The organism is Planktothrix sp., assembly GCF_046067725.1.
Lineage (GTDB): Bacteria > Cyanobacteriota > Cyanobacteriia > Cyanobacteriales > Microcoleaceae > Planktothrix.
The window spans coordinates 1-22508 of the sequence record NZ_JBJUDF010000330.1 but is presented as its reverse complement, the minus strand read 5'-3'; the positions used below and the strand labels follow the sequence as shown (position 1 = coordinate 22508).

Sequence of the window (22508 nt, the reverse complement as noted above, 5' to 3'; positions counted from 1 at the left end):
TCAATTCAAAATATTCTGAGTCGTGTCGTGGGAGGACAACCTTCTGTCATTGAAGGGTTAATTCAAGTTACGGGGGGTAACTCTAATTTATTTATTTTAAATCCGGCTGGCATTATTTTTGGAGCCGGATCTAGTTTAGATGTTCCCGCTTCATTTACCGCCACAACAGCTACTGGAATTGGATTTAATTCGGGTTTTTTTAATGCCTTAGATTCTAATGATTATAATAGCCTTTCCGGTGAACCGAATTCTTTTCTGTTTGCCACTTCAAATCCAGGTAATATTATAAATTCAGGAGAACTCACCGTTCCTTCTGGACAAACCTTAACTTTAGTTGGTGGAAATGTGATTAATACCGGAACGCTCAATGCACCCGGAGGACAAATTACCATTGCTGCTATTCAAGGAAATAATTTAGTTAGAATTAGTCAAGAAGGCTATTTACTGAATTTAGAAATCGAAGCCGTTACCCCCAGTTTAGAAAATGAACAATCTGCGATTACTCCCCTTGAATTACCTAAATTATTAACAGGAACAGGAGACAATAATCAAGCTTCTAGCGTTAATATTTTACCCGATGGAACCGTAGAACTAACAGCAGTTAGCTCTCAATTCCCCTCTCAAGGAGGGATGGCTTTCGTTTCCGGGTTATTGAATGCCAGAAATACCAGTTCAAATTCATCATCTTCAAGTCTTCCTCAAATTAATATTATTGGCAATGATATTCAAATCTCTAGTGCAGAAATTGATGCTTCTGCTGCTAATGGTGGAGGAACCATTAGAATTGGGAGTGATGCTCAAGGAAATGCTTTTTTTCCAAATGCTTCCCGCACTTTTATTAATGAGGAATCTAAAATTTTAGCCGATGCGTTGACTCAGGGAACTGGAGGGCGGGTAAGCATTGGTTCCCAAGATTTAACTCAGTTTTTTGGTAATATTAGTACCCAAGGAGCTTCCAACACTCCACACCGTGAAGGATTAGGCGGATTTGTTACTATTTTTAGCCAGAATAATCTGAATATAGCCGGAAATATTAATCTTAAAGGAAGCCAAGAAACACCCGGAACTTTAGTCATTAATGCGGATGAAATTAATATTGGTAATCAGCAAGAAAATAATTCTAGTATTACCTTATCCGAGCAAACCTTAGAAGATTTTTCTCAAACAGCTAATATCATTTTAGAAGCTAAAAATAATATTAACATTAGTGATTTAGAAGATAATGAATTAAGATTTCCAGCCACAACAGGAACCTTAACCTTTTCTGCCGATGCGGATCAATCGGGTAGTGGTGGATTTACAATGAATTCTGGGGATACCCTGCGTACATCCGGTGCTAATCTTGTGATCACGGGAGTTAATATCCTCACAGGAGATCTGATCACTCAGGGAGGAAATTTAACCCTAAAAACAACCAATAACGGAGGAATTCGCACCGAGAATTTATCAACTTCTGCCATTAATAACGGTGGAGATTTAACAATTGAAAGTGATCGGGATATTATTACCAATACAATTTCTACTTTTGCCACCGGAAATGGCACTGGTGGAACCGTCAATCTCAGTGCATTAAACCGAATTCAAACGAATCAAATTAATACCTCTGGTAGCAGTCAAGCCGGAAATGTTACCTTCGAGAGTTCCCAAGGTAATATTATTTTAGAAGGAAATTCCTATAGTATTGATGCCACATCTAGCCAAGGTTCAGGAGGAAATGTTTTAGTTAATACCCCTCGAATGTTGACAACTAATTTAATTGATACCAGGGGTCAAGAAACTGGAGGAAATATTATTCTCAATGCTGAGTTATCTGTTGAAGCTCAAGGACTGCGTACCGGAACTTTTAATGGTTTAGAAACCGCTACTGGAAACATCCAAATTACCAGTGATGAAATTAACTTTACAGGGGGTCAAAATTCGATTCAAGGTCAAGGTAAAATTTTATTACAACCAGCAACAAACGCTCAAGATATTGAAATTGCAGGTCAAGATAATAATTCTGAACTGACTTTAAATTTAACTCCCCGTGATCTCAACAGTTTAGCTAATGGATTTAAGGAAATTGTGATCGGAGGTGATCAAGATAATGGTACTATTTTTATCGCCGGAAATATTACGTTTCAAGATCCCGTTATCATTCAATCTCCTCAAGGTTTAATTGCGAGTGGGATGCCATTACGAGAACAATTTTATACACTAACTGGCTTAGATGATGCGAGTTTGACCTTATTTGCGGACGGAAATATTCGTTTAGGAACCTTAATTACTAACGGTCAAAATATTTCAATTACAAGTAAATCTGGAGTTGTTTCGACCCAGCAGCTATCAACCGGAACGTCTACCTCTGCGACAATTCAATTAACAGGAACCGAAATTAATTTATTGGGAGGATTAAACTCGGTTCAAGGTTTAGGAACCCTAAGTTTACAACCGAGTGAGAACACACAAGCGATTACCTTAGCCGGGTCAGAAAATTCTTCAACTTTCGATATTAGTGCTGAAGATTTGGAAACTTTTTCTAATGGGTTTAATTTAATTAATATTGGTCGTTCTGATGGTATTAATTCCTTAACTTTAGCTGGGAATTTTACCATTTACGATCCGCTTAATTTACAAGCACAATCGATATTAGGTACAGGTTCTATTACAGGTTTGGATAACGCTTCTTTAACTTTAACAGCCGCATCAGATATTTTAATTGGCGATATCAGTACCCAAGGAGGAACCATTCAACTGAGTAGTTCCCAAGGACACATTCAAACAGGAACCTTACAATTAGTGTCAGGAAATCAAGGACAAGGAGAGATTAATCTTTCAGCATTAGGAACGATCAAAACAGGAGAAATCCACATTAATTCTCAGGATAATATTACAGACAGTGAAAACCTTTCCCTGAATGGTCAGGATATTAATTTAATTAGCCGAAATGGAAGTATTAATGTTAATGGTTCAATTAATAATTTATCGAGAGAGGGTGATTTAGTCGCCATTGAATTATTTGCACCTGGAAATATAACCACCAGAAATATTACGGCTGATCGAGGGATTAATCTTACCAGTTCTCAAGGTCAAATTTCCACTGGAACCCTACAAACATTGCAAGGAGCAGAAAAAAGCCAAGGGATTAATTTAAGCGGATATACCGGGATTCAAACTAATACTATTAATACAACAACTTTCTCTGGAATTAGTAGTAATATTACACTGAATAGTCCAAGAGGAAGTGTCCGAACAGGAGACTTAAATACAGTTGGAATCACGGGGGGAGGGAATATTAATGTTGTAGCAGGTGAACACATCAATATCGGAAAAATAGACGCGAGTTCTCCTGAAGGACGCAGTGGAAATATTGGTTTAAATTCAGCCGAAGATATTGATGTTGTTTCCATTCGTACCGAAGGAAAAACCCAAGGCGGGGATATTGGAATTGCTACTGGGGGGTTATTAAGAGTCACAGGAACCTTTAATAGTCGGAATCAAATAAACGCGAGTATTTCCAGTGTTGGCAATGAAGAAGGGGGGTCTATTGTGATTCAACAAGGCGGAGATTATTGTCAAATGTCTAACTGTATTAATATTGCCTTTACGGTTGGAGATTCCACTTTAAATGGAACAACTGGAGCGATTACCGATGGCAATTTAGTCACAATTTTACCCGCAACAAATCCCAACTCTAATTCTAATCCAACAACCGGATCAACCCCAGAGACTGTTAATCAAATTAATTCTGAATTACAAGGCAATAATTCAGAAAGTTCAACTCCTCTTGTTACCTCCCAAACCGATGAGAATACCACTCCTGTCTTAACCAATTCTCCATCCGATTCCTCCTTAAATTCAACTTCAGAAACCTCCTCTAATTCTCCTTCTACAGACAACAATCAATCCTTAGAAACCGCAGACCAACCGATTATTCCGTTAAATACTCCCACCATTCCCACCGATCAAATTGGAACAGGTTCAGTAATTTCATCTTTAGCTCAAATTGATACGTTCCGGGGGATTGAATTTTCTAACTATTTAGGATCAAACTTAAATAATCCGCCTATAACAGATCAAAGTATTCGGAAAACCCTGAATGAAATTTATAAATTAACCAATTATAAACCTGCTATTATCTATGTATCAGTTCAATCCAATCAATTAGAATTAAGATTGATTTTACCCGAAGGACAACCCCTATTTAAAAGTATTCCGGTTCCGCGAGAAACGGTATTAAAAATTGCCCGAACCTTTTCTAATCAAATTCGTTCCCCCGAAAATTTAGAAGATACTCGCTATAAAGAAAATGGCAAACAGTTATATGAATGGTTAATTCAACCTCTGGAAACCCAACTAGAAGCCGAAGGAATTAATACCCTAGTTTTTTCAATGGATACGGGATTAAGAACTTTACCGTTAGCTGCTTTATATGATGGCAAACAATTTTTATTAGAACGCTATAGTTTAGGGTTAATCCCTAGTTTAAGTTTAACCGATACCCGTTATGTTGATATTAAAAATTCCAAAGTTTTAGCGATGGGAGCTTCTATTTTTCCTAATTCAAATCAACAACCTCTTCCCGCCGTTCCCATAGAACTAGACTTAATTTTAAATCACAATATTTGGCAAGGCAAGTCTTTTTTAAATGAAAAATTTACCGTTAATAATCTAACGTCACAGCGCAATCAACATCAATATTCAATTGTTCATTTAGCCACACATGGAGAATTCCAAACCGGAGGTTATGACCAATCTTATATTCAATTTTGGGATCAAAAACTTCGATTAAATGAACTGAGAAACTTACGATTAAATCAGCCTCCAGTTGAATTATTAGTCTTGAGTGCCTGTACAACGGCTGTGGGAGATGAAAAAGCAGAATTAGGGTTTGCAGGGTTAGCGGTTCAAGCCGGGGTTAAATCAGCGTTAGCAAGTTTATGGTATGTCAGTGATGCCGGAACATTAGGGTTAATGAATACGTTTTATGAAGCGTTATCCACAAGTCCCATTAAAGCAGAAGCATTGCGACAAGCTCAACTGGCAATGTTACAGGGAAAAGTCCGTTTACAACAGGGTTATTTAATTAATGAAACGGGAACAAAAACCACTAAAATTTCCCTGCCTCCAGAAATTGCATCTCGTGGAAATCTGAATTTATCCCATCCTTTTTATTGGGCTGGTTTTACGTTAATTGGTAGCCCTTGGTAAGATAAAATCCAGTTCAATATTTTACTGATTACTCATCTGTTTAAGTCGAGCTTCAATGAATTTTTTTCCTTGTTTCTCACCATCTTGGATCAGCCGATGAATACTTTTAGGAGAGCGATCTAATTTACTTTCATAGTTTAAGGTTTGGGCTAACTCTTCCGACATTTCAATCATGGGAATATGGTAATCTCGGTCAGGATCATCCTGAAAAGATTTAGGAATTTTAATCGGTTCTTTAACATCCAATAAAGCTAAATATTCTTGCTTGAACGCTCCTGTTAAAAAGAGATTATTCAGAGTCTCAATTTCACTCAAGCTTTTAAATAAAGAGATATTTCCTTCTAATTCATTCCGACGATCCAGAATATCATCAACTAATACTGGGATCTGATTTCTCATCGTTGGATTAATTTTAATCACCCAAATTTCTTGGGGAATATTGGCAACTCCAACAAAATCAGGTTTAATCAAACAATCAATCGGCGGATTATCAGAAAAAAGACCATCCCAATAAGCCGTTTCTTCAATAGATACGGCTGAGAAAAGGTTAGGTATGCAAGCAGAAGCTAACAGATGTTCAAGTTTAATTGGTTCTCGGTAAGAGTTGAATTTGTGTAATTTTCCACTGAGAATATTACAAGCTCCGATTAGTAAAAGTGGGGGTTCAGGTTGACACCCCCAATCTGCTAATTGTGCGCAATCAATATGGGCTCCAAGTAATTCTTTAAAATCGGTAAACCGACTCCGCAAACCTTGAGTTACAAAGGAAAACCAAGTTTTAATTACAGGCGAAGAAGGACTCAGATTATACTGAGGAATCAACCCTTTACTTGCTAATTCTAAAGTCTTAATTGCCGTATCATTGAACCACTGTTCTTGAGGCGTTTGGGCTGTATTATCCTCCCAAAATTCAATCAGTCGCTGCCAAACAATTTGATCTCCTTTCTTGAGGGAATACCAAATCAGAAACGCACAAATTGCCCCCCCAGAAGTACCACTTAAACTGACAATATTGAAGTGATCCTGAACATTATTTTCAAACAGAGCTTTAAGAACTCCTGCGGTGAAGGCAGTTTGGCTGCCGCCTCCTTGACAAGCGATCGCTATTTTAGGTTTCATGATTAAGGTTGTTTCATCAACTGATCACATCATACTAATGCTGCTGATTATAAGCCACTTGCGAAAATTTCCCAATTAAAAAGTAGTGGCAAAATCTTGATCAAGTCAGGAGTCCCTACCCCTGTGTTACTGGTGTTTCCTAATCCTCAAAACGCCACTAATGTGCTCGCAGTTGATCCCACCTGTACACATAAAGGCTGTACTGTAGACTGGAATTTCAGTCAATCTAGCTTTGTTTGTCCTTGCCACAATTCTCGTTTTGATCAAGATGGAGAGGTGCTGGGAGCCCCTGCCACTGAACCCTTGAACACCTATGATGTTAAGATTGACAACGATCTGATTTTGGTAGCCGTTTAATCCCCATCACTTTCTAGCTAAAGTTTAGGTAAAAACTTGAGACACAAAGCTTTTTGTATTCTCATTAATCAAATCAATAAAATCCCCTTAATATTCATCATACAATTGCGTTAACATTTTCATAATCTTCAACTTCTTTGCAAATACGAATTAACCGTAGCAGATCATCCCAGAAAAACCGGATTTCTTTTTAAGATGGACTTGATCCTATCAAAATTTATTCAGAAACCCGGTTTCTAGGGATCAAGGTTTTATGGCAATAATAGTGCGATGGCGGGGGTCACTGGGAACGGTTATTTTATAATCAAACCCAACATCTTTTAAGGTTTTTTCCACATCAAAAGTATAATATTCATCACTCCAAGGTTCGGTACTTTTCATCAAAATAAATAACGCTGGGGGTAAATTTTGAATCACTTCTGATTTCGGATTATTATCGACAAGGGCTAAACAACCCCCCGGACGCAAAATTCTGAGGGCTTCTTGAAAAATATCTCGACTGGCTTTATTCGGGAGTTCATGTAACAGAAATTGCAGGGTAACAACATCAAAACTATTATCAGGAAAACTGGTATTTTCCGCCAGTTCGTGTCTCCATTCGGCAATTTCTCCCTGGGTATCCCGAACTTTTGCCACCGCTAACATATAAGGTGATAAATCTAACCCCACTGTTCTAATATGATGACCGTATTTTTGAACTAAATAGCGATGTAATGGCAGAGTTGACATCCCCACAGAACAACCAATATCTAACACATTCTCCACGCTTTCAGGACAATATTGACCTAAGATTTCATGGAAACTAGACCGTAACCGATGTTCTGCGGTTTCCCAGGTCATTTGTTCTTTCGGCCAAACTCGCAACCCCATTGCTTTTGTTGCGGGTTCAGCTTCAAAGGCCGCTAACCAACAGAGATTTCCTTCATCATAAGCATGAAAAGGAACTTGATAATAATCGGGATATTTAATATGAGAATTAGTAACACTTTTTAACAGGTCTTTCGCTCCCGATGTATCTAATTCTTGGCAAGTTTTCCGCCACTGAACTCCATTTTTTTCTGCTGTTTTAATTAAAACTTGTCTCGCTTGACGTTTCATTAAGTTATAAAGCGGTTTAGTTTGAATTAAAACATTAACAATTTGAGACAGAAAATCTTCTCCTGCCCAGTCAGGTTTTAGTTTGGTATTAATCATGGTTTGAAAATGAATGATATATAGCAAGTCTTAAGCTATCATAAAATGTTTCATGAAGATCCCTCCATGTATCCTGTCTTTTTCAACCATTGGCGAAGTTGAGGAAAAAATTGATTTCTGTCAGGGTTTTGATACAATTCTTCAATAGTTTTCCAACCTGCGTTGGCGTCACCTAATAAATACTGTTGGGCTAAATAAGCGGCTACCACTGCTTTTAAATCTTGTTTCAGACGACGACGTTTATTCATTTCTTGCAATAAAATAGAGTTATGTTCTTGGAGAAGCTCCTGATATTGTTGAGTCACATCTTGAAATTCTCCAAACTGATATTGAAAAATTTGTAATGGGAGTTGTTCCGGGGTATAAGCTTGAAAATTTTGACTAAAGCGTTGATCATAATGAATCAAAAGCGGAATATTGCCGTTTTCTGTATTGAGTCGATAGGAAATTAAACCCCATTTTTTTTGCACATCTCTATATTCTTCTTTGATGGGGCTATATCGATAAATCATCGAATAGTAACTTTTACGATTGTTATCCTCATCTATTAATAAATCTACTATAATTTCAGGTTCTTTATCATTGTCTAAATCTAACACTTTAAAATCAATCACTCTTCCGCTTTTTACGGTTTTTACCCCTGGATGAGAGAGACTAGCGATGGGGATAACATCTTCAGAAATTAACTCTCCTTTTCGAGTAATTTTAATTTGCATTAATTGAATTGTATTATTAGAATCGGATAATAATTCGGCTTTAATATTGCCTAATTCTGCTGTTCTTTGTACTTTTAAATCCTTAAGATCAGGATAGGATTCTGGTCGAGATTCAATGGGGGGTGTCCCTTGGGGTTGCATCGTCACTGGAGGGGTTGAGGGTTTAGGTTTCTCGTCTTCTGAATCAGGTTTTGGAGGTTCAGAAATAGAAACTCTAGCAATATATTGAGTGGGAACTAAGGCTTGTTTTTGATCTTCGGAAATCGCTTGACAAATAAACGTCGCTACTTCCGCACGAGTGGCGGGTTTATTAGGATTTAATCGCCGAACATTGGGATAATTAACAACTAACCAATGTTCCGTTGCGGCTGCGATCGCTTTTTTAGCATATTCAGGAATATCTGACCCATCCTCAAAAATTTTGGTTAATTGTTGAGGAGAAACTTGACTAGATTTATACTCTAAACCATTCACTAATGCAACTAAAGCTTGGACTCTGGGGATATTTAATAAAGGATTAAAAACACTACCTAAATACCCCGACATAAACCCTCTTTGATGCACATCTCGAATGGCATTATAAGCCCAATAATCCGTCGGAACATCAACAAAATCAACACCTTTTTCTCTTCGATTAATTTTCGGAAATGCTTGACTGAGAATGGCCGCAAATTCTGCCCGATTCACCGGTTCATCGGGGCGAAAAGTGTTATCTTCATAATACCCTTTCACAATCTTTCTTTGAGCCAATTCTTCAATACAGTTTTGAGCCCAATGGCCTTGAATATCTTCAAAAGTTTTAGGATTTTGAGCTAAACTGGGATTAATTAAAGGGAAATAGTTTTGAGTTAAGATCATTCCCAAACTAACAAGAATGAATAATTTAAAATGGCGCAGGACAGATTTTCTTTTCATGGTACTCCGAATTTAAATAAATTGATCAACAGCACCGACACTGGGTAAGGAGGTATCCAAATTAGGGACACCCACCAATATAACATTACCAACACTGGTGACAGATGCTCCAAAATTCAACTCGGTATCGGAATTATCCGTAACGGGACTTAAATAAGTTTGCAGTAAATTTCCGCTTCTTAATTCATAACGAAATGTTCCGCCTAAATTTGCCAATCCATAGCCAGGAGAACCGATTAAAACATCATTTCCAATTAAGGATAATGCTTGACCAAATTGATTGTTATTCTCAATTATAGGAGCTTTATAAGTTTGTAAAACGGCTCCTGTTATACCATCAAATAAAAAGGTTATTCCCGTATTAATTCCCCCTTGATCATCTCCAGGCGCGCCGATTAAAATATCTCGACCAATTCCTGTCCAACTAACAGCATAACCAAAATTATCTAACCCTGGATTCGGATTTTTAAACGTTTGTATCAGTTCTCCTGTAGCACTATCAAAAATATAAGCTTTACCGGGTTTTTGTTCGCTTCCTAAAGTTAAACTAGCAGGTGCACCGATTAATATTCTATCTCCACCAACCGCAGCAACGGAAGTACCAAAAAAGTCATTAGGTTGTGGGTTAGGATTGACCAAGGTTTGTAATAACTGACCCGTATTTCCATCAAATAAATAAACTGTTCCTCCTCCGGGTGCTAAGGTAGAATCATTGGGTGCACCAACGATAATATTATTGTCAATCGTAGCAACGGAATACCCAAATAAATCAAAGATATCAGGGGTAGGATTATTGAGGAGTAAATAAGGCGTTCCTGTAGCGGTACTAAAGGCGTATACTGCACCAGAATTTGGAGCTAAACTATTATCTTGAGGCGCGCCAATTACTACATTATCACCTAAAGTTGTCGCAACAGATTGACCAAACGCTGAATTTCCAGCAGTGGGGGAAGGGTTACGAAAGGTTAATGTTGGTTGTTGAGTCGTGACATCAAATAAATAGGCAATTCCTTGATGATTGGTTTGACCCGGTGCACCAACAACAACGAAATGATTACCCACCCGTGATAAAGCTGAACCGAATTTTGCAGCGTTTTCAGGATTAGGATTCACTAATCTTCCGACTGGAGAAGGGGGAATTTCATCATCAATAATGTCTAAAGTTGCTTGGTTTGGTGTTCCCAATTGGGCAAAATTAGTGGGATTTTCTAAGGTTAAAATAACATGGGCTGGATAATTAGGAACATTATCATTTACAATCGGAATATTAATAATTTTAGGATTAGCATCTCCATTCCCAAACTCAATGATAATAGGGTTAGTATTAATTTGATTCTCAGGAGGAGTAAAAGGCGTACGAATGGGAACCACCGTTACGCTTATTTCCCCATCATTTCCACTGTTTCTAACAACGGTAACAGGATTGATAGAAGTTCCATTTTCATTAACCGAAAATTGATCTGAACTGAATCCTACAACCCCAGGAATAATAAAATTAGAGCGGTTAATTTGATCCGGTTTAATTCCTTGTAATACAGCTACAATTCCACCCGATTCGGCTTCTAAAATAGTGCTATTTTCAGTTCTAGGGTCAGGTCTAGTCGTTAAGTTTTCAAATCCTAAGTTTCCCGTTAAAAAAATAATATCTTCTCCGGGTTTATAATCAACAATAGTTTCCGATGATTCGGGATTATTCCCCAATTGATGACTATTAATTACAAAAATATCTTTACCATCTCCCCCGATTAAAGTATCAATTCCTTCATCTCCTGATAAACGGTCATCTCCCGTATCTCCTGTTAGTTGATCATTGCCTTGTCCCCCAAATAAAGTATCATTTTCACTCCCCCCAGATAACTGATCATTTCCTGCATTTCCCTGAACTAAATCATTGCCAACATCCCCACGAACTTGATCATTTCCATTCCCTCCAGAAACCGTATCATCTCCATCTTCTCCGGTGATAAAATCATTGCCATTATTGCCTTCAACTTGATCATTTTCTACCCCGGATCTTAATTCATCATTACCTTGACCTCCGAATATTAAATCCTCACCTTCATTCTCTCGAATTTGATCATCTCCTGATCCCGCGTAAATGGTATCATCTCCTTCAACACCTGCTAATTCAGAGGAGTTATCTGGATTTAGAAACCGAACAAATTGATCATTTCCATCTTCCCCAAATAGAAGATCATTGCCAAGATTTCCTAAAATTTTATCATTTCCTTGACCCCCAAATAAGGTATCATTTCCGCCTTCCCCAAACAGAATATCATGATCTAAATTGCCATAAATTAGTTCAGGATCAGATGACCCTCGAACCGTATCATCTCCTCCTAATAAAAAAGCACCTAATGGAAATACCCCCAATTCTCCAGGGAAAAATCTTATATTTTCGGCGGTATTGTCTCCGACTAAGCGAAGTTGACCTGTGGTGGGATCGGTTTCCGGTTTGAGCACCATAATGTCATTGTGTAAACTGAAATTTAAACCCTAACATTGCTAATCATATCATTATTTTGCAGACTGCCAAAATTTAGAAATTGTTACAAATTTATAACCTTGATCTAATAATTTAGGAATAATTTTTTCAGCCGTTTTTGCCACATCTTTTCCGCCATAATTACCATCATGAAGCACAATAATTGACCCATTTCGAGTTTGTTTAATCACGCGCTGGCTGACAATATCAACCCCAGGATGTACCCAATCTTCCGGTACAACACTCCACATCACTGGACGATATCCCCAGCTTGTTAATAAGTCTAAGGTTCGAGGTAAAAATAAACCATTAGGAGGACGAACATCTAATATTAACTCTGGGTCAAGATTACAAGCTTTATAAATAGCAGTTTTGGTATTTTCTAAGCTTTCTTGTAATTCCATATCCGTTAAACAGGGAAAAGAATGATGTTGATAACCATGCAATCCAATCCAATGACCTTTATCATAGACATTTTGAGCAATTTTAGGGTATTTTTCTACCGATTTTCCTAACCAAAAAAAACTGGCTGTAATTTGATAAGAATCTAATACTTTTAATAACTCTAAAGTATAGTGAGGATGGGGGCCATCATCAAAGGTTAAGCAGATTTCAGGTAAGGATAAATCCCCACTCCATAGACAATGGGGGAATCTGGGAGATAAAAGCTGATGTATATAAGGGAAAAAGCACGCTAATTGGAGTTTAAGAGGAAGAAGATTATTCATAACCGTTAAAGTTTACAAAAATTTGCATAAATTGGCTCAAATCAAATAAAAGAAACTGTACAATATTAATGGGTAATTGATTGAGAAATTTAACCATGAAACAGTATGTTTGTACAGTCTGTGGCTATACCTACGATCCTGAATACGGTGATCCCGATGGGGGGATTGATCCCGGTACACCCTTTGAAGAAATTTCCGAAGATTGGATTTGTCCAGTTTGCCAAGCTGAAAAAAAAGAGTTTGAAGTGTTAGAAGAATAGAGGGTTAATTTGTCTAGTATACATCCGGTAAAAGTGATTGTAATTGGCGGAGGCGCGGCGGGTTTTTTTGCGGCGATCACTTGTGCAACTCACCACACTCAAACTCAAGTCATTTTATTAGAAGCAGGACAACAACCTCTTGCTAAAGTTAGGATTTCGGGTGGGGGACGTTGTAATGTCACCCATGCTTGTTTTGAACCCACTCAATTTGCACAAAATTATCCCAGAGGAAGCCAAGCCTTACGGGGTGCTTTTAGTCGATTTCAAGCTAAAAATACCGTTGAATGGTTTACTCGTCATGGAGTGCAATTAAAAACAGAATCTGACGGACGAATGTTCCCGACAACTGATGATTCTGCTACGATTGTTAATTGTTTATTTCGAGCCGCAGAACAGTCAGGAGTTCGGATTAAAACTCAAGTTCCAGTTCGTTCTATTTCCTATAATAATTCTAACCTTTATCCCTTTAAAATTCAACTGAAATCGGGAGAAATTTTAGAAAGCGATCGCCTTTTATTAGCAACGGGAAGTCACCCCTCTGGTTATCAATTTGCCCAAGCTTTAGGACATACAATTATTCCGACCGTTCCCTCTTTATTCACCTTTAATATTAAAGATCAACGCCTGCAAGATTTAGCCGGAGTTTCGGTTAATTCAGTTCAGGTTAAATTGCCTCAAGCTAAACTCGAACAAACGGGAGCATTATTAATTACCCATTGGGGATTAAGTGGGCCAGCTATTCTTAAATTATCTGCTTGGGGGGCAAGATTTTTATATGATTGTGGCTATAAATCCCCATTACAAATTAATTGGCTACCCCAGGAACATCCTGAACTGTTAAAAGAAAAACTATTAGCCCTAAAAGCAGAATTTCCTAAGCGGTTAATTGCTGCAAATTGTCCATTTGATTTACCTCGAAGGTTGTGGAAACAATTAGTAACTTTTATCGGAATTGATGAAGAAAAACGCTGGTCTGAAATTTCTAATAAATCTTTACAAAACTTAATTCAAGAATTAAATCAAGGCTGTTATAATGTCACGGGCAAAGGTGTTTTTAAAGAAGAGTTTGTTACTTGTGGAGGGATTAATTTAAAAGAAGTAGATTTTAAAACCATGGAAAGCCGTTGTTGTCCAGGGTTATATTTTGCCGGAGAAATCCTAGATATTGATGGAATTACCGGAGGATTTAACTTTCAAAATGCTTGGACAACCGGATGGTTAGCCGGACAATCAATTGGAAAATTAAAGGAGATTGAACCATGATTCAACATATCGTTTTATTCAAGTTTAAAGAAGGTATCTCTTCTGAAAAAATTGATGAGGCATTTACCGATTTAGAGAAATTAAAAGAATTAATTCCGGGTATACTTTCCTATAGTTCCGGGATCAATTCTAGCCCCGAAAATATCAATCGAGGTTACACTCATGGATTTATTATGACCTTCGCAACAGCCCAAGATCGAGATGTTTATTTACCCCATCCAGAACATGAAAAGGTGAAAGAAAAACTCTCCCCAATTTTAGCGGATGACGAAGGTGCACTGGTTTTTGATTTCGAGTGTTAAACTGAATCATTAGGATGGGAAAAACCCATCCATTTTACTTTAAAGTTGAAGTTTTCCATCCTGACTTTCAGGAATATTAGGGCAAGAACTCATCGTTTTTAACTGATAACCCTGTTTTTTCATGGTTTCAACAAAATGAGTCGGATCTGAATTTTCTTCAACAGATAAGGGTTCAGGTGGATGATTTTTCAAATCTTGACGTTTGTGTTTTAGTTTAGATTGTTTTCCCATTGTTGAGTTCCTCAAATTTTAGATTAATTCATCTTCAAATTAACCTGTTTCTGAAGTTTGATTCGGCGATCAAGATTCTTCAAAATTAATAAAGCAATCAGAATACTCAACGCCAAACCCAACCAAAAATTATAAACAATTTCAGGACTTTGATCCAGTGCCCAACCCCCTAAAGGTGGCCCTATTAAATAACCAATTGCCCAACATTGAGCATTTATTGCAAGGTAAATTCCTCGTAACGTATCCGGCGCTAAATCAGCCACTAAAGACGAAGAAGCTGGAGTATAACCAACAACTGCAAGAGCTAAAATTCCTAATCCTAAACTCGCTAAAACTAAGGCATGATTTTCTCCCCGTCCTGTCCAAGCAATTACAATAAATCCCACCCCCCATAATAACGCTGAAAAGCTTAAGGCTTGAGCATGGCTAAATCGATTTAACCATCGAGAAAGGGGAAGTAAAAAGATAACAGAAATGGCAGTATAACCAATAAAAAGACCACTAATGATCCCTGGAGAAAACCCGCCTTGCACAAAATTACTAAAATATAAAGGTAGGGTACTATTAATCTGAGACACATAAACCGTAAACATAATATTAACAATCACATAAATTAAAAGGGTGCGATCACGTAAGGCTGTCCACCAGTTTTCCCCCCACCCTTTTCGATGGCTTAAAGATTTTTCAAAAGTTGTATTGGTTTCTTTAATTGCTGCAAAAATTACCCCAAAGAACACAATAAAAGAAATGCCATCAATAATAAATAAAGCTCGATAGTTCCCAGATGTACTAATAATTAACCCGCCAAACATCATCCCTAATTGTAAGCCAATATTATCCCCTAATCTCGTGAGTGCATAAGCTTCATTCCGTTGTTTCCCCGTCGTTAAATCAGCAACAACTGCCTCCGTTGCTGGCCAATAAAGACCTATTCCTAAACCCAATAATAAATTTCCTAAAACTACCATTATAAAATCATTAGCCACGCCTAAAACAAAAGAAGCAATGGCTGAAATAACGGCTGAAATTAATAAGGTAAAACGACGACCCCAACGAGGTGAATCACACCATGAACCCGCTAAAAATCGACCTAAAATTCCTGAAATTTGAGCTAATCCTAAACTGAATCCAACGGCTGTAGACGATAATCCAACTTGATTGACAAAGAAAATCGGAGCATAAAACAGTGTAAATCCTGTACCCGTTTGTGATAATAATCGACCCATTGCTAAAATCAAAATTTGAGGATTCAGTTGAGGAAGCCAAATTAAAAAACGATTCCGTTGGAATCCCATGTTTCAAGTATCCTAAGACAATAGTTAATCCTGCTTCCATCATCATAGCGGATTCAGGTTCTATTAAATTCTATGAGGAGGAATAGAAAACTCATCTTGATTTGACCAGATTAATGATGACTCTGGGATACAGGAATTGTAATAAAATATCAAAATGGTGATGAGAAATAGCTTCAGAATTAATTTGATTAATAAAAGCCGGAAAATTCAGGTAATAATCAAGATGTTGCTTAATTTTATCGCTAATTTCATCACGAAGTTGGGTTGCTACTTGATTCACCGCTTTTTGACCATTTCTCAGGGACAACCATCCCGTTAACCCAACCGCAATAAAAGTTTGTAGAACAAAAGAAACAACAAGAATTGATCGCAGAGGAAGCGTTCTAGTAATTGTATTAACCCATCTTTTCAGCAATCTTTTTGACATCTGAAAACAGCATAATGAGTAAGAATAATGTATAATACATCCTGACACTGAATTGATTGGGTCAATGCCCTTAGAATAGAAAATACTTGATTTGGACAACGGCTCAACTCCTAATTCCTATTACCGAGTCAAGCTTGAACCGAATCAACATCCAGATCTTGAATCTGCCTCTGATTTTAACTGAATTTTCAGCTAAAAATGTTTAGTTCATCGGCATTATTTTATTATTTTATATGATTGGCTCTCTCAAAGGGATCATCGCAGATATTCAGAAAGGAAATGCAAATCGAGTTACGTTATTACTCGATGTTAATAATGTGGGATACGAACTGCAAATTTTACCTCGCATGAGAATGGAATTACCCCCCTTGGGCGAAACCACACAAATCTTCACTCACCTACAAGTCCGTGAAGATCAAATGGTTTTATATGGTTTTTCTAGTCTGGCTGAACGAGATTTATTTCGCCAATTAATCAGTGTTAGTGGGATAGGAACTCAACTAGCGATCGCTCTTTTAGATACCCTCGGACTTCAAGATTTAATTCAAGCGATTGTCGGGGGTAATACTCGCGTTTTAGCGAAAACTCCAGGCGTCGGAAACAAAACCGCAGAACGCATCGCCCTGGAACTCAAAACTAAACTCTCAGAATGGCGAAGTCAAGCGGGATTGCTGTCGTCTCCCTCTGGAATCGCCCCCCAGATTCAGGAAGAAGTCGAAATGACCTTACTCGCCCTCGGTTATACGGGTGCTGAAGTCATGCAAGCGTTACAAGCGATTAGTCAAGATTCTAGTCTAGCTAAACAAACCAATTCTGACGAATGGATTAGGAGTGCGATCGCTTGGTTAAGTCAAGGAACTTGAAAATCTTTGTCTAAGTGAGTAGTTGGGCTTTAGCCAGGATTTTAGCACTGAAGCGCAACTACTACATTATAAAACAGTGAGTAGTTGGGCTAAAGCCCGCATTTTGGGACTGAAGCGCAACTACTAAATTATAGAACAGTTAGTTGATTATAGAACAGTGAGTAGTTAGGCTTTAGCCCGCATTTTGGCACTGAAGCCCAACTACCACGTTATAAAACCGATCAAAAGTATGGTATTCTAAGTGATTGTGGAAAATTACGGATTAACTTGAGATTCAACAACTATGGCTCTCACACAGCAGCGTAAACAAGAAATCATGTCAGAGCACCAAACCCATGAAACCGATACCGGGTCTTCTGAGGTGCAAGTGGCAATGTTGACCGAACGGATCAATAAACTCAGCGAACACTTAAAAATCAATAAAAAAGATCATTCCTCTCGCCGAGGACTGTTACAAATGATTGGCCGTCGCAAACGTCTGTTAAGCTTCTTGCAACGCCAAGATAGAGGACGTTATCAAGCGTTAATTGCCCGTCTGGGGATTCGGGGTTAGAATTTGGCAACGGGTGTCACAACCGAAACCTAATCTGTTCGTTAAGCTTTCCTCCTGCATTTCCAGACCCACTTTTTAAACCTATGTCCTCTGAACGTCCCTCCGCCCGTCCCGCCTTTGAACCGAAGAAAAATCGCAAAAAAAATAATAAAGCGACTTCAAAACCTCCCGTCAAGGCGGTTTCAGACCCTAAATCGACAAAATCAGATCAAAAGGTCAAGGCGACTGCTCCCTCTTCCCAACCTCAACCCCAAAACAGTAAAGACACCAAACGTCGTTACACCCGCGAAGAAACAGCTATTCCCGAAAAAGTCAGTCAACGGATGCTGTCTCGAATGGTCGTTTTAGCTGGACTGCCTTTGCTCATGGGCTTAGCAACATTTATTGGGAGTTATTTTATTATTACCCAGGATTTGTTAGTCTTTCCTCATACGGTGGTTGTGATGATTAGTATGGGGTTTTTTGGGTTAAGTGTGGTGGGCTTAAGCTACGGTGTTCTGTCAGCATCCTGGGATGAAGAAGTCTCAGGGAGTATTGTAGGCTGGCAAGAATTTAAACTGAATTTAGGGCGAATGCAGGATGGATGGAAAGCTGCTCGGCAAAAAAATCAGAAAAATTAAGAATTCAAAACTTTACGTTCAAAGTTGAATTGTAATACGCTAAATTTAGCTTTAACGTTCCTGTATTTTCGCAAACAATTCCAGCTTTTTAAGTTTGATCAACCGATCATTCAACGATAAATGATTATAGTAATGAAAGTCGGCACACCAGAAGCCGAAATTGAACGTCTAAATTCAGAACTCAGCAACGGCTGGGGATTATCACCGGAAAAAATTGTTGGTAAACACAAAGTGGTGATTGGGTTAGTCGGTGAAACAGCCGACCTTGACCCCTTGCAACTGCGGGAAATGAGTCCTTTCATTGAGGATGTCTTACGGGTCGAAAAACCCTATAAACGGGTCAGCCGCACCTATCGTCAAGGAGAAGCCAGCGAAGTTACCGTTCCGACTCCCGCCGGAGATGTCACCTTTAGCGAACACCATCCCCTCGTCGTCGTAGCTGGGCCTTGCTCAGTGGAAAACGAAGAGATGATTATCGAAACCGCGAAACGAGTTAAAGCCGCTGGCGCTCAATTCCTCCGAGGAGGAGCTTTCAAACCTCGTACCTCTCCTTATGCGTTTCAAGGACATGGTGAAAGCGCTTTAGGATTATTAGCCGCCGCACGGGAAGCCACCGGACTCGGTATTATTACAGAGTTAATGGATGCTGAAGACCTGGAAAAATTAGGGGAAGTCGCCGATATTATTCAAATTGGCGCTCGCAATATGCAGAACTTCTCCCTATTGAAAAAAGTGGGAGCCCAGGATAAACCCATTTTGCTCAAACGCGGAATGTCTGCCACCATTGAAGAATGGTTAATGGCCGCAGAATATATCCTCGCGGGTGGTAACCAAAACGTGATTTTATGCGAGCGGGGAATTCGGGGTTTTGACCGTCAATATACCCGCAATACCCTAGATTTATCCGTGATCCCTGTATTGCGATCGCTCACTCACCTTCCGATTATGATCGATCCGAGTCATGGAATTGGTGTTGCAGAATACGTTCCCTCAATGGCAATGGCCTCTATTGCCGCCGGAACCGATTCTTTGATGATTGAAGTCCATCCCAACCCAGCAAAAGCGTTGTCCGATGGCCCTCAATCTTTGACTCCAGAACGGTTTGACAGCTTAATGAAAGAACTCTCTGTCATTGGTAAAGCCGTGGGTCGTTGGCCAAAAGAATTAGCCGTTGTGGGTTAATTCCTTGACCCGGATGCTGATGATCATGCCGTTGATCCTAACCATCCGGGTTCAATTTTTAGGTTTTTGAGATTGATTCTTTTGGGCTGTAAAAAAAATATTAGAGTTTACCATTTTAAAAAAATTATCACTTCATTGGTAATAAAATTAACATTTATATTTTTACATCTATCTAAAAATACATTTTTAAAAACGATTTGATAATTTTTAATTGGAAGAATATCTGTAATCTATATATAATAGCGTTTAATTTGCGGCAAAAACTATTCTTGAGGAGTGTAATGACAGATGCCGAATCTCAATCAAACCGTTTTTCTGGGGACAGCAATCGCACTGACTCTAAATGCAGGCCAACTTTTAGCGACTGAAGTTTCCCCAGAAACATCCTTACAAAATATTGTCGAATCTTCAGTAGAAATTGAGTCTCAACCCTTATCTGAAACAACAGATTCAAGCCTAGAACCGTTAGCATTGGAAAGTACAACACCCCATTATTCCCAAGAAATTATTCAACAGCAACCCCAAACTTTATCAGAAGCTAAAAATACGTTTCCTTCAACACAAGCCGCCGATTTAAGTCAACAAAATTGGATGGATAAAGTTGAGTGGAATATTGCTCAAAATCCAGAGCAATCCTTACCCGTTGCTCAACAATCTGAAGCCAGAGAAGAAAAACCGGAAGATCCTCGTAAAGCCGCTGATGCAAATGGTCGGCGTTTAAGTAATAACTATAATTATGTTGGATTGGGAGGAAATGTTGGGATTACAGGAGACGGATCAGGTTTAGGTGGTAGCGCATTAATGACGCTCTCCAAAACCGGGTTTTCAGAAAACTTTTCTCTGCATTCGAGTGGAGTTGTCATCGGAAGTGATAGTGCCAGTTTAGTTCATCTGACCGCCGATTTTCCGGTCAGAAGTGAAACCAATGCCGTACGATTTTCACCCTTTGTCGGAGCCGGAATTATCTACAAAGATATCTTTAATAATGACTTTAGTGTTGGCCCTTCAGCCGTAGCCGGAATTGATATTCCCATTTCTTATAGTTTCTTAATTACAGGACGTGCGAGTGTCGGATATATTCGAGAAGAAACCGATTTTGGGATTCAAGTTGGTTTCAGTTATATTTACACAAAAGGACTGCTAGGTTTAATTTTTGATTAATTTAACCTTGGTCGAAAGGTCTCAGATTTTAGGTGTTCGGTTACAGTTAGCAGTCGATTATTTAATGATTACGGTCAGAATTCTTGCTTTTTTCGATTAAAGCATCTGATTGTTGAACCATCATTTTTAAAAGATGATTTAATAATATTAAATTTTCAGAAGATAAGGGAGTTGAAGCAAGCCGAGTGCTAATTTCACTGAGTTTATTTTGAACTTGCTGTGTCAATCGTAGAGCGTCTAAACTTAATTTAGATAACTGTTGTTTCTGATAAAATTTTAAAGCAGCACCCCTTAAAACCTGTAAATTAGCTTCTTCTCCAAACGTCCCAGGAGTTATTCTTAATCGTAATAATAAATGACTATCTTGATAGACTCGTTCTATCTCAACTTGTTGAGGTTTATCAATTAGAATTAAAGGAAGATTAACCCATAATTTTAACTGATTAATAACCCCTTGAAATTTTTCATTTCTTAACCCAGTTACAACAGATTGTAAAACTCCATCCTGACTCCATAAAATACGGGATGAATTAGCATCTTCCCGTTCAAAATAAAGTCGTCCAATTCCACCTATTAAAACCCGACTTAAAAGTTCTTTTAACAAATCCTGAGCAGATAATGTTCCTAAATCCTCCAGAGAATTTTCTAAATCAGGAGTTGTTAGTTCTAACACCGATGGCAACTTTAAAGAACTCGTAGACGTTGATTCCCTGGAATTCAAGGAAGAATCATCAACAATTGTAGGTAAAAAAACATCAGGTTCTGGTGAGAGAGCATTGACCACATCAACAGAAGAATCAACGTCTGAATGCTCAACAACAGTTTGCGAAGCCTTTTGAGGTTGAGAATCTAATATTTCTTGAACAAAATTGATTTTTGACTCAATTTTTTGATCTTGTTGTTTATAATAAAGATAAGAAGACAATAAAGATCGCTCCTCTTCGGAAGAAATAATCTGAGTCCGAATGGAACAATTCATATAAGATACAATTTTTTGAACGTATTCTAAAGCAGATTCATCTTCTGAATCTACCACACCTAAATATAAATGATTATCTTTGAGAGCAAGAGGCAAAATTTGGTAATGCAAGCAAACTTCTAACGGTAAGATACTGTCAATTAAAGCGAAAATTTGCTGCGCGTCCAACGAGATTTTCCCAGTTCCTTGAGATTTACCTAACATTTTGTATGAGTAGTGGCTTAGTCGAATATTTCCAGGTTTAAAACAAACTCAACCAAAATTAGCTTACATGAAAAGGCACTCCAACTCAAATTCCAGATCTACAACCCTATAAATTAAGAAGAGTGGATCGGTAATGATGATTTATATACCTTTAGTTTAACAGCTTTTAGGAAAATTATCTATTTTTGCCCTTGATCATAAACGACGAGCATCAAATTCCTCCGAAATTTTATCAAAATTAAACATTGGCTAGAATAACAAGCAAAACATCAGGAACAGTGAGAGTTACTCAGTCTGTCAAAAGTCATGATGTTGTCTTAAAATCATAAAAACAGGATGGGAGTGTGGAAACGAGCGTGTCTTCAGACAACAGAGGAAACACGACTCAGGGGAATTTATTCCCCGTGAATATTCTAGTAATTTATGTTAACATCAAGAAACAAAAAAGTCGTGATAGTCGAGTC

At 38.2% G+C, this 22508-nt stretch carries 19 protein-coding genes; 10 read left to right on the top strand and 9 right to left on the bottom strand.

Annotated elements, in window-relative coordinates:
• The first annotated feature begins 3 nt into the window (after positions 1-3).
• On the top strand, positions 4-5190 hold the full coding sequence (locus tag ACKPEB_RS20545; RefSeq protein ID WP_408966870.1) for a CHAT domain-containing protein: 5187 nt from the start codon (positions 4-6) through the stop codon (positions 5188-5190).
• A gap of 21 nt (positions 5191-5211) precedes the next feature.
• Here ACKPEB_RS20545 and ACKPEB_RS20540 read toward each other — a convergent pair whose 3' ends face one another.
• A complete protein-coding gene (locus ACKPEB_RS20540; protein WP_408966867.1) occupies positions 5212-6309 on the bottom strand; it encodes a patatin-like phospholipase family protein in 1098 nt (365 codons plus the stop codon).
• Between the two features lie 66 nt (positions 6310-6375).
• On the opposite strand from ACKPEB_RS20540, the gene ACKPEB_RS20535 reads away from it, so the two are divergent.
• Positions 6376-6666 carry a ubiquinol-cytochrome c reductase iron-sulfur subunit gene (locus ACKPEB_RS20535; RefSeq protein WP_408966869.1) on the top strand — a complete coding sequence of 97 codons (291 nt, stop codon included), beginning with the start codon at positions 6376-6378 and terminating at the stop codon, positions 6664-6666.
• A 243-nt stretch (positions 6667-6909) separates the two neighbouring features.
• Here ACKPEB_RS20535 and ACKPEB_RS20530 read toward each other — a convergent pair whose 3' ends face one another.
• The 4 genes from ACKPEB_RS20530 to ACKPEB_RS20515 are packed head-to-tail and all read right to left on the bottom strand — an operon-like array spanning position 6910 to position 12704.
• Positions 6910-7857, bottom strand: coding sequence for a class I SAM-dependent methyltransferase (locus ACKPEB_RS20530; protein ID WP_408966868.1), 948 nt, complete (start codon positions 7855-7857; stop codon positions 6910-6912).
• A 53-nt stretch (positions 7858-7910) separates the two neighbouring features.
• Positions 7911-9491: an S-layer homology domain-containing protein gene (locus ACKPEB_RS20525; RefSeq protein WP_408966866.1), complete on the bottom strand. Its 1581-nt coding sequence runs from the start codon at positions 9489-9491 to the stop codon at positions 7911-7913.
• A 12-nt stretch (positions 9492-9503) separates the two neighbouring features.
• On the bottom strand, positions 9504-11957 hold the full coding sequence (locus ACKPEB_RS20520; RefSeq protein ID WP_408966865.1) for a Calx-beta domain-containing protein: 2454 nt from the start codon (positions 11955-11957) through the stop codon (positions 9504-9506).
• A 51-nt stretch (positions 11958-12008) separates the two neighbouring features.
• Positions 12009-12704, bottom strand: coding sequence for a polysaccharide deacetylase family protein (locus tag ACKPEB_RS20515; RefSeq protein WP_408966864.1), 696 nt, complete (start codon positions 12702-12704; stop codon positions 12009-12011).
• Positions 12705-12799: 95 nt separating this feature from the next.
• Between ACKPEB_RS20515 and rd the strand changes: the two genes are divergently transcribed.
• From rd to ACKPEB_RS20500, 3 genes are read left to right on the top strand one after another with little or no spacing between them, the layout of a single operon-like run.
• Positions 12800-12964, top strand: coding sequence for a rubredoxin (gene rd / locus ACKPEB_RS20510; RefSeq protein WP_408966863.1), 165 nt, complete (start codon positions 12800-12802; stop codon positions 12962-12964).
• 9 nt (positions 12965-12973) lie between these two features.
• Positions 12974-14227, top strand: a complete 1254-nt coding sequence (locus ACKPEB_RS20505) for an NAD(P)/FAD-dependent oxidoreductase (protein ID WP_408966862.1) — start codon at positions 12974-12976, stop codon at positions 14225-14227.
• The gene (locus ACKPEB_RS20500; protein WP_408966861.1) at positions 14224-14529 is read left to right on the top strand and encodes a Dabb family protein; all 306 of its coding nucleotides are present in this window, start codon (positions 14224-14226) and stop codon (positions 14527-14529) included. Before ACKPEB_RS20505 ends, ACKPEB_RS20500 begins: the two co-directional genes overlap by 4 nt.
• Positions 14530-14568: 39 nt before the next feature.
• On the opposite strand, the gene ACKPEB_RS20495 is transcribed toward ACKPEB_RS20500, so the two are convergent.
• From ACKPEB_RS20495 to ACKPEB_RS20485, 3 genes are all read right to left on the bottom strand, one after another.
• Positions 14569-14760 carry a hypothetical protein gene (locus ACKPEB_RS20495; RefSeq protein WP_408966860.1) on the bottom strand — a complete coding sequence of 64 codons (192 nt, stop codon included), beginning with the start codon at positions 14758-14760 and terminating at the stop codon, positions 14569-14571.
• Between the two features lie 23 nt (positions 14761-14783).
• A complete protein-coding gene (locus ACKPEB_RS20490; RefSeq protein WP_408966859.1) occupies positions 14784-16055 on the bottom strand; it encodes an MFS transporter in 1272 nt (423 codons plus the stop codon).
• Between the two features lie 91 nt (positions 16056-16146).
• Positions 16147-16470: a hypothetical protein gene (locus ACKPEB_RS20485; protein ID WP_408971300.1), complete on the bottom strand. Its 324-nt coding sequence runs from the start codon at positions 16468-16470 to the stop codon at positions 16147-16149.
• Positions 16471-16715: 245 nt separating this feature from the next.
• Between ACKPEB_RS20485 and ruvA the strand changes: the two genes are divergently transcribed.
• From ruvA to ACKPEB_RS20460, 5 genes are all read left to right on the top strand, one after another.
• Complete coding sequence (gene ruvA, locus ACKPEB_RS20480) at positions 16716-17345, top strand: Holliday junction branch migration protein RuvA (RefSeq protein WP_408966857.1); 630 nt, start codon at positions 16716-16718, stop codon at positions 17343-17345.
• A gap of 283 nt (positions 17346-17628) precedes the next feature.
• Positions 17629-17898 carry a 30S ribosomal protein S15 gene (gene rpsO, locus ACKPEB_RS20475; RefSeq protein ID WP_408966856.1) on the top strand — a complete coding sequence of 90 codons (270 nt, stop codon included), beginning with the start codon at positions 17629-17631 and terminating at the stop codon, positions 17896-17898.
• 83 nt (positions 17899-17981) lie between these two features.
• Positions 17982-18518, top strand: coding sequence for a PAM68 family protein (locus ACKPEB_RS20470; protein ID WP_408966855.1), 537 nt, complete (start codon positions 17982-17984; stop codon positions 18516-18518).
• Between the two features lie 120 nt (positions 18519-18638).
• A complete protein-coding gene (aroF, locus tag ACKPEB_RS20465; RefSeq protein WP_408966854.1) occupies positions 18639-19700 on the top strand; it encodes a 3-deoxy-7-phosphoheptulonate synthase in 1062 nt (353 codons plus the stop codon).
• Between the two features lie 288 nt (positions 19701-19988).
• Positions 19989-20861, top strand: coding sequence for a hypothetical protein (locus tag ACKPEB_RS20460; RefSeq protein ID WP_408966853.1), 873 nt, complete (start codon positions 19989-19991; stop codon positions 20859-20861).
• A 61-nt stretch (positions 20862-20922) separates the two neighbouring features.
• Here the strand turns inward: ACKPEB_RS20460 and ACKPEB_RS20455 are convergent, their stop codons facing one another.
• Positions 20923-22044, bottom strand: coding sequence for a hypothetical protein (locus tag ACKPEB_RS20455; RefSeq protein WP_408966852.1), 1122 nt, complete (start codon positions 22042-22044; stop codon positions 20923-20925).
• Positions 22045-22508 lie beyond the last annotated feature (464 nt).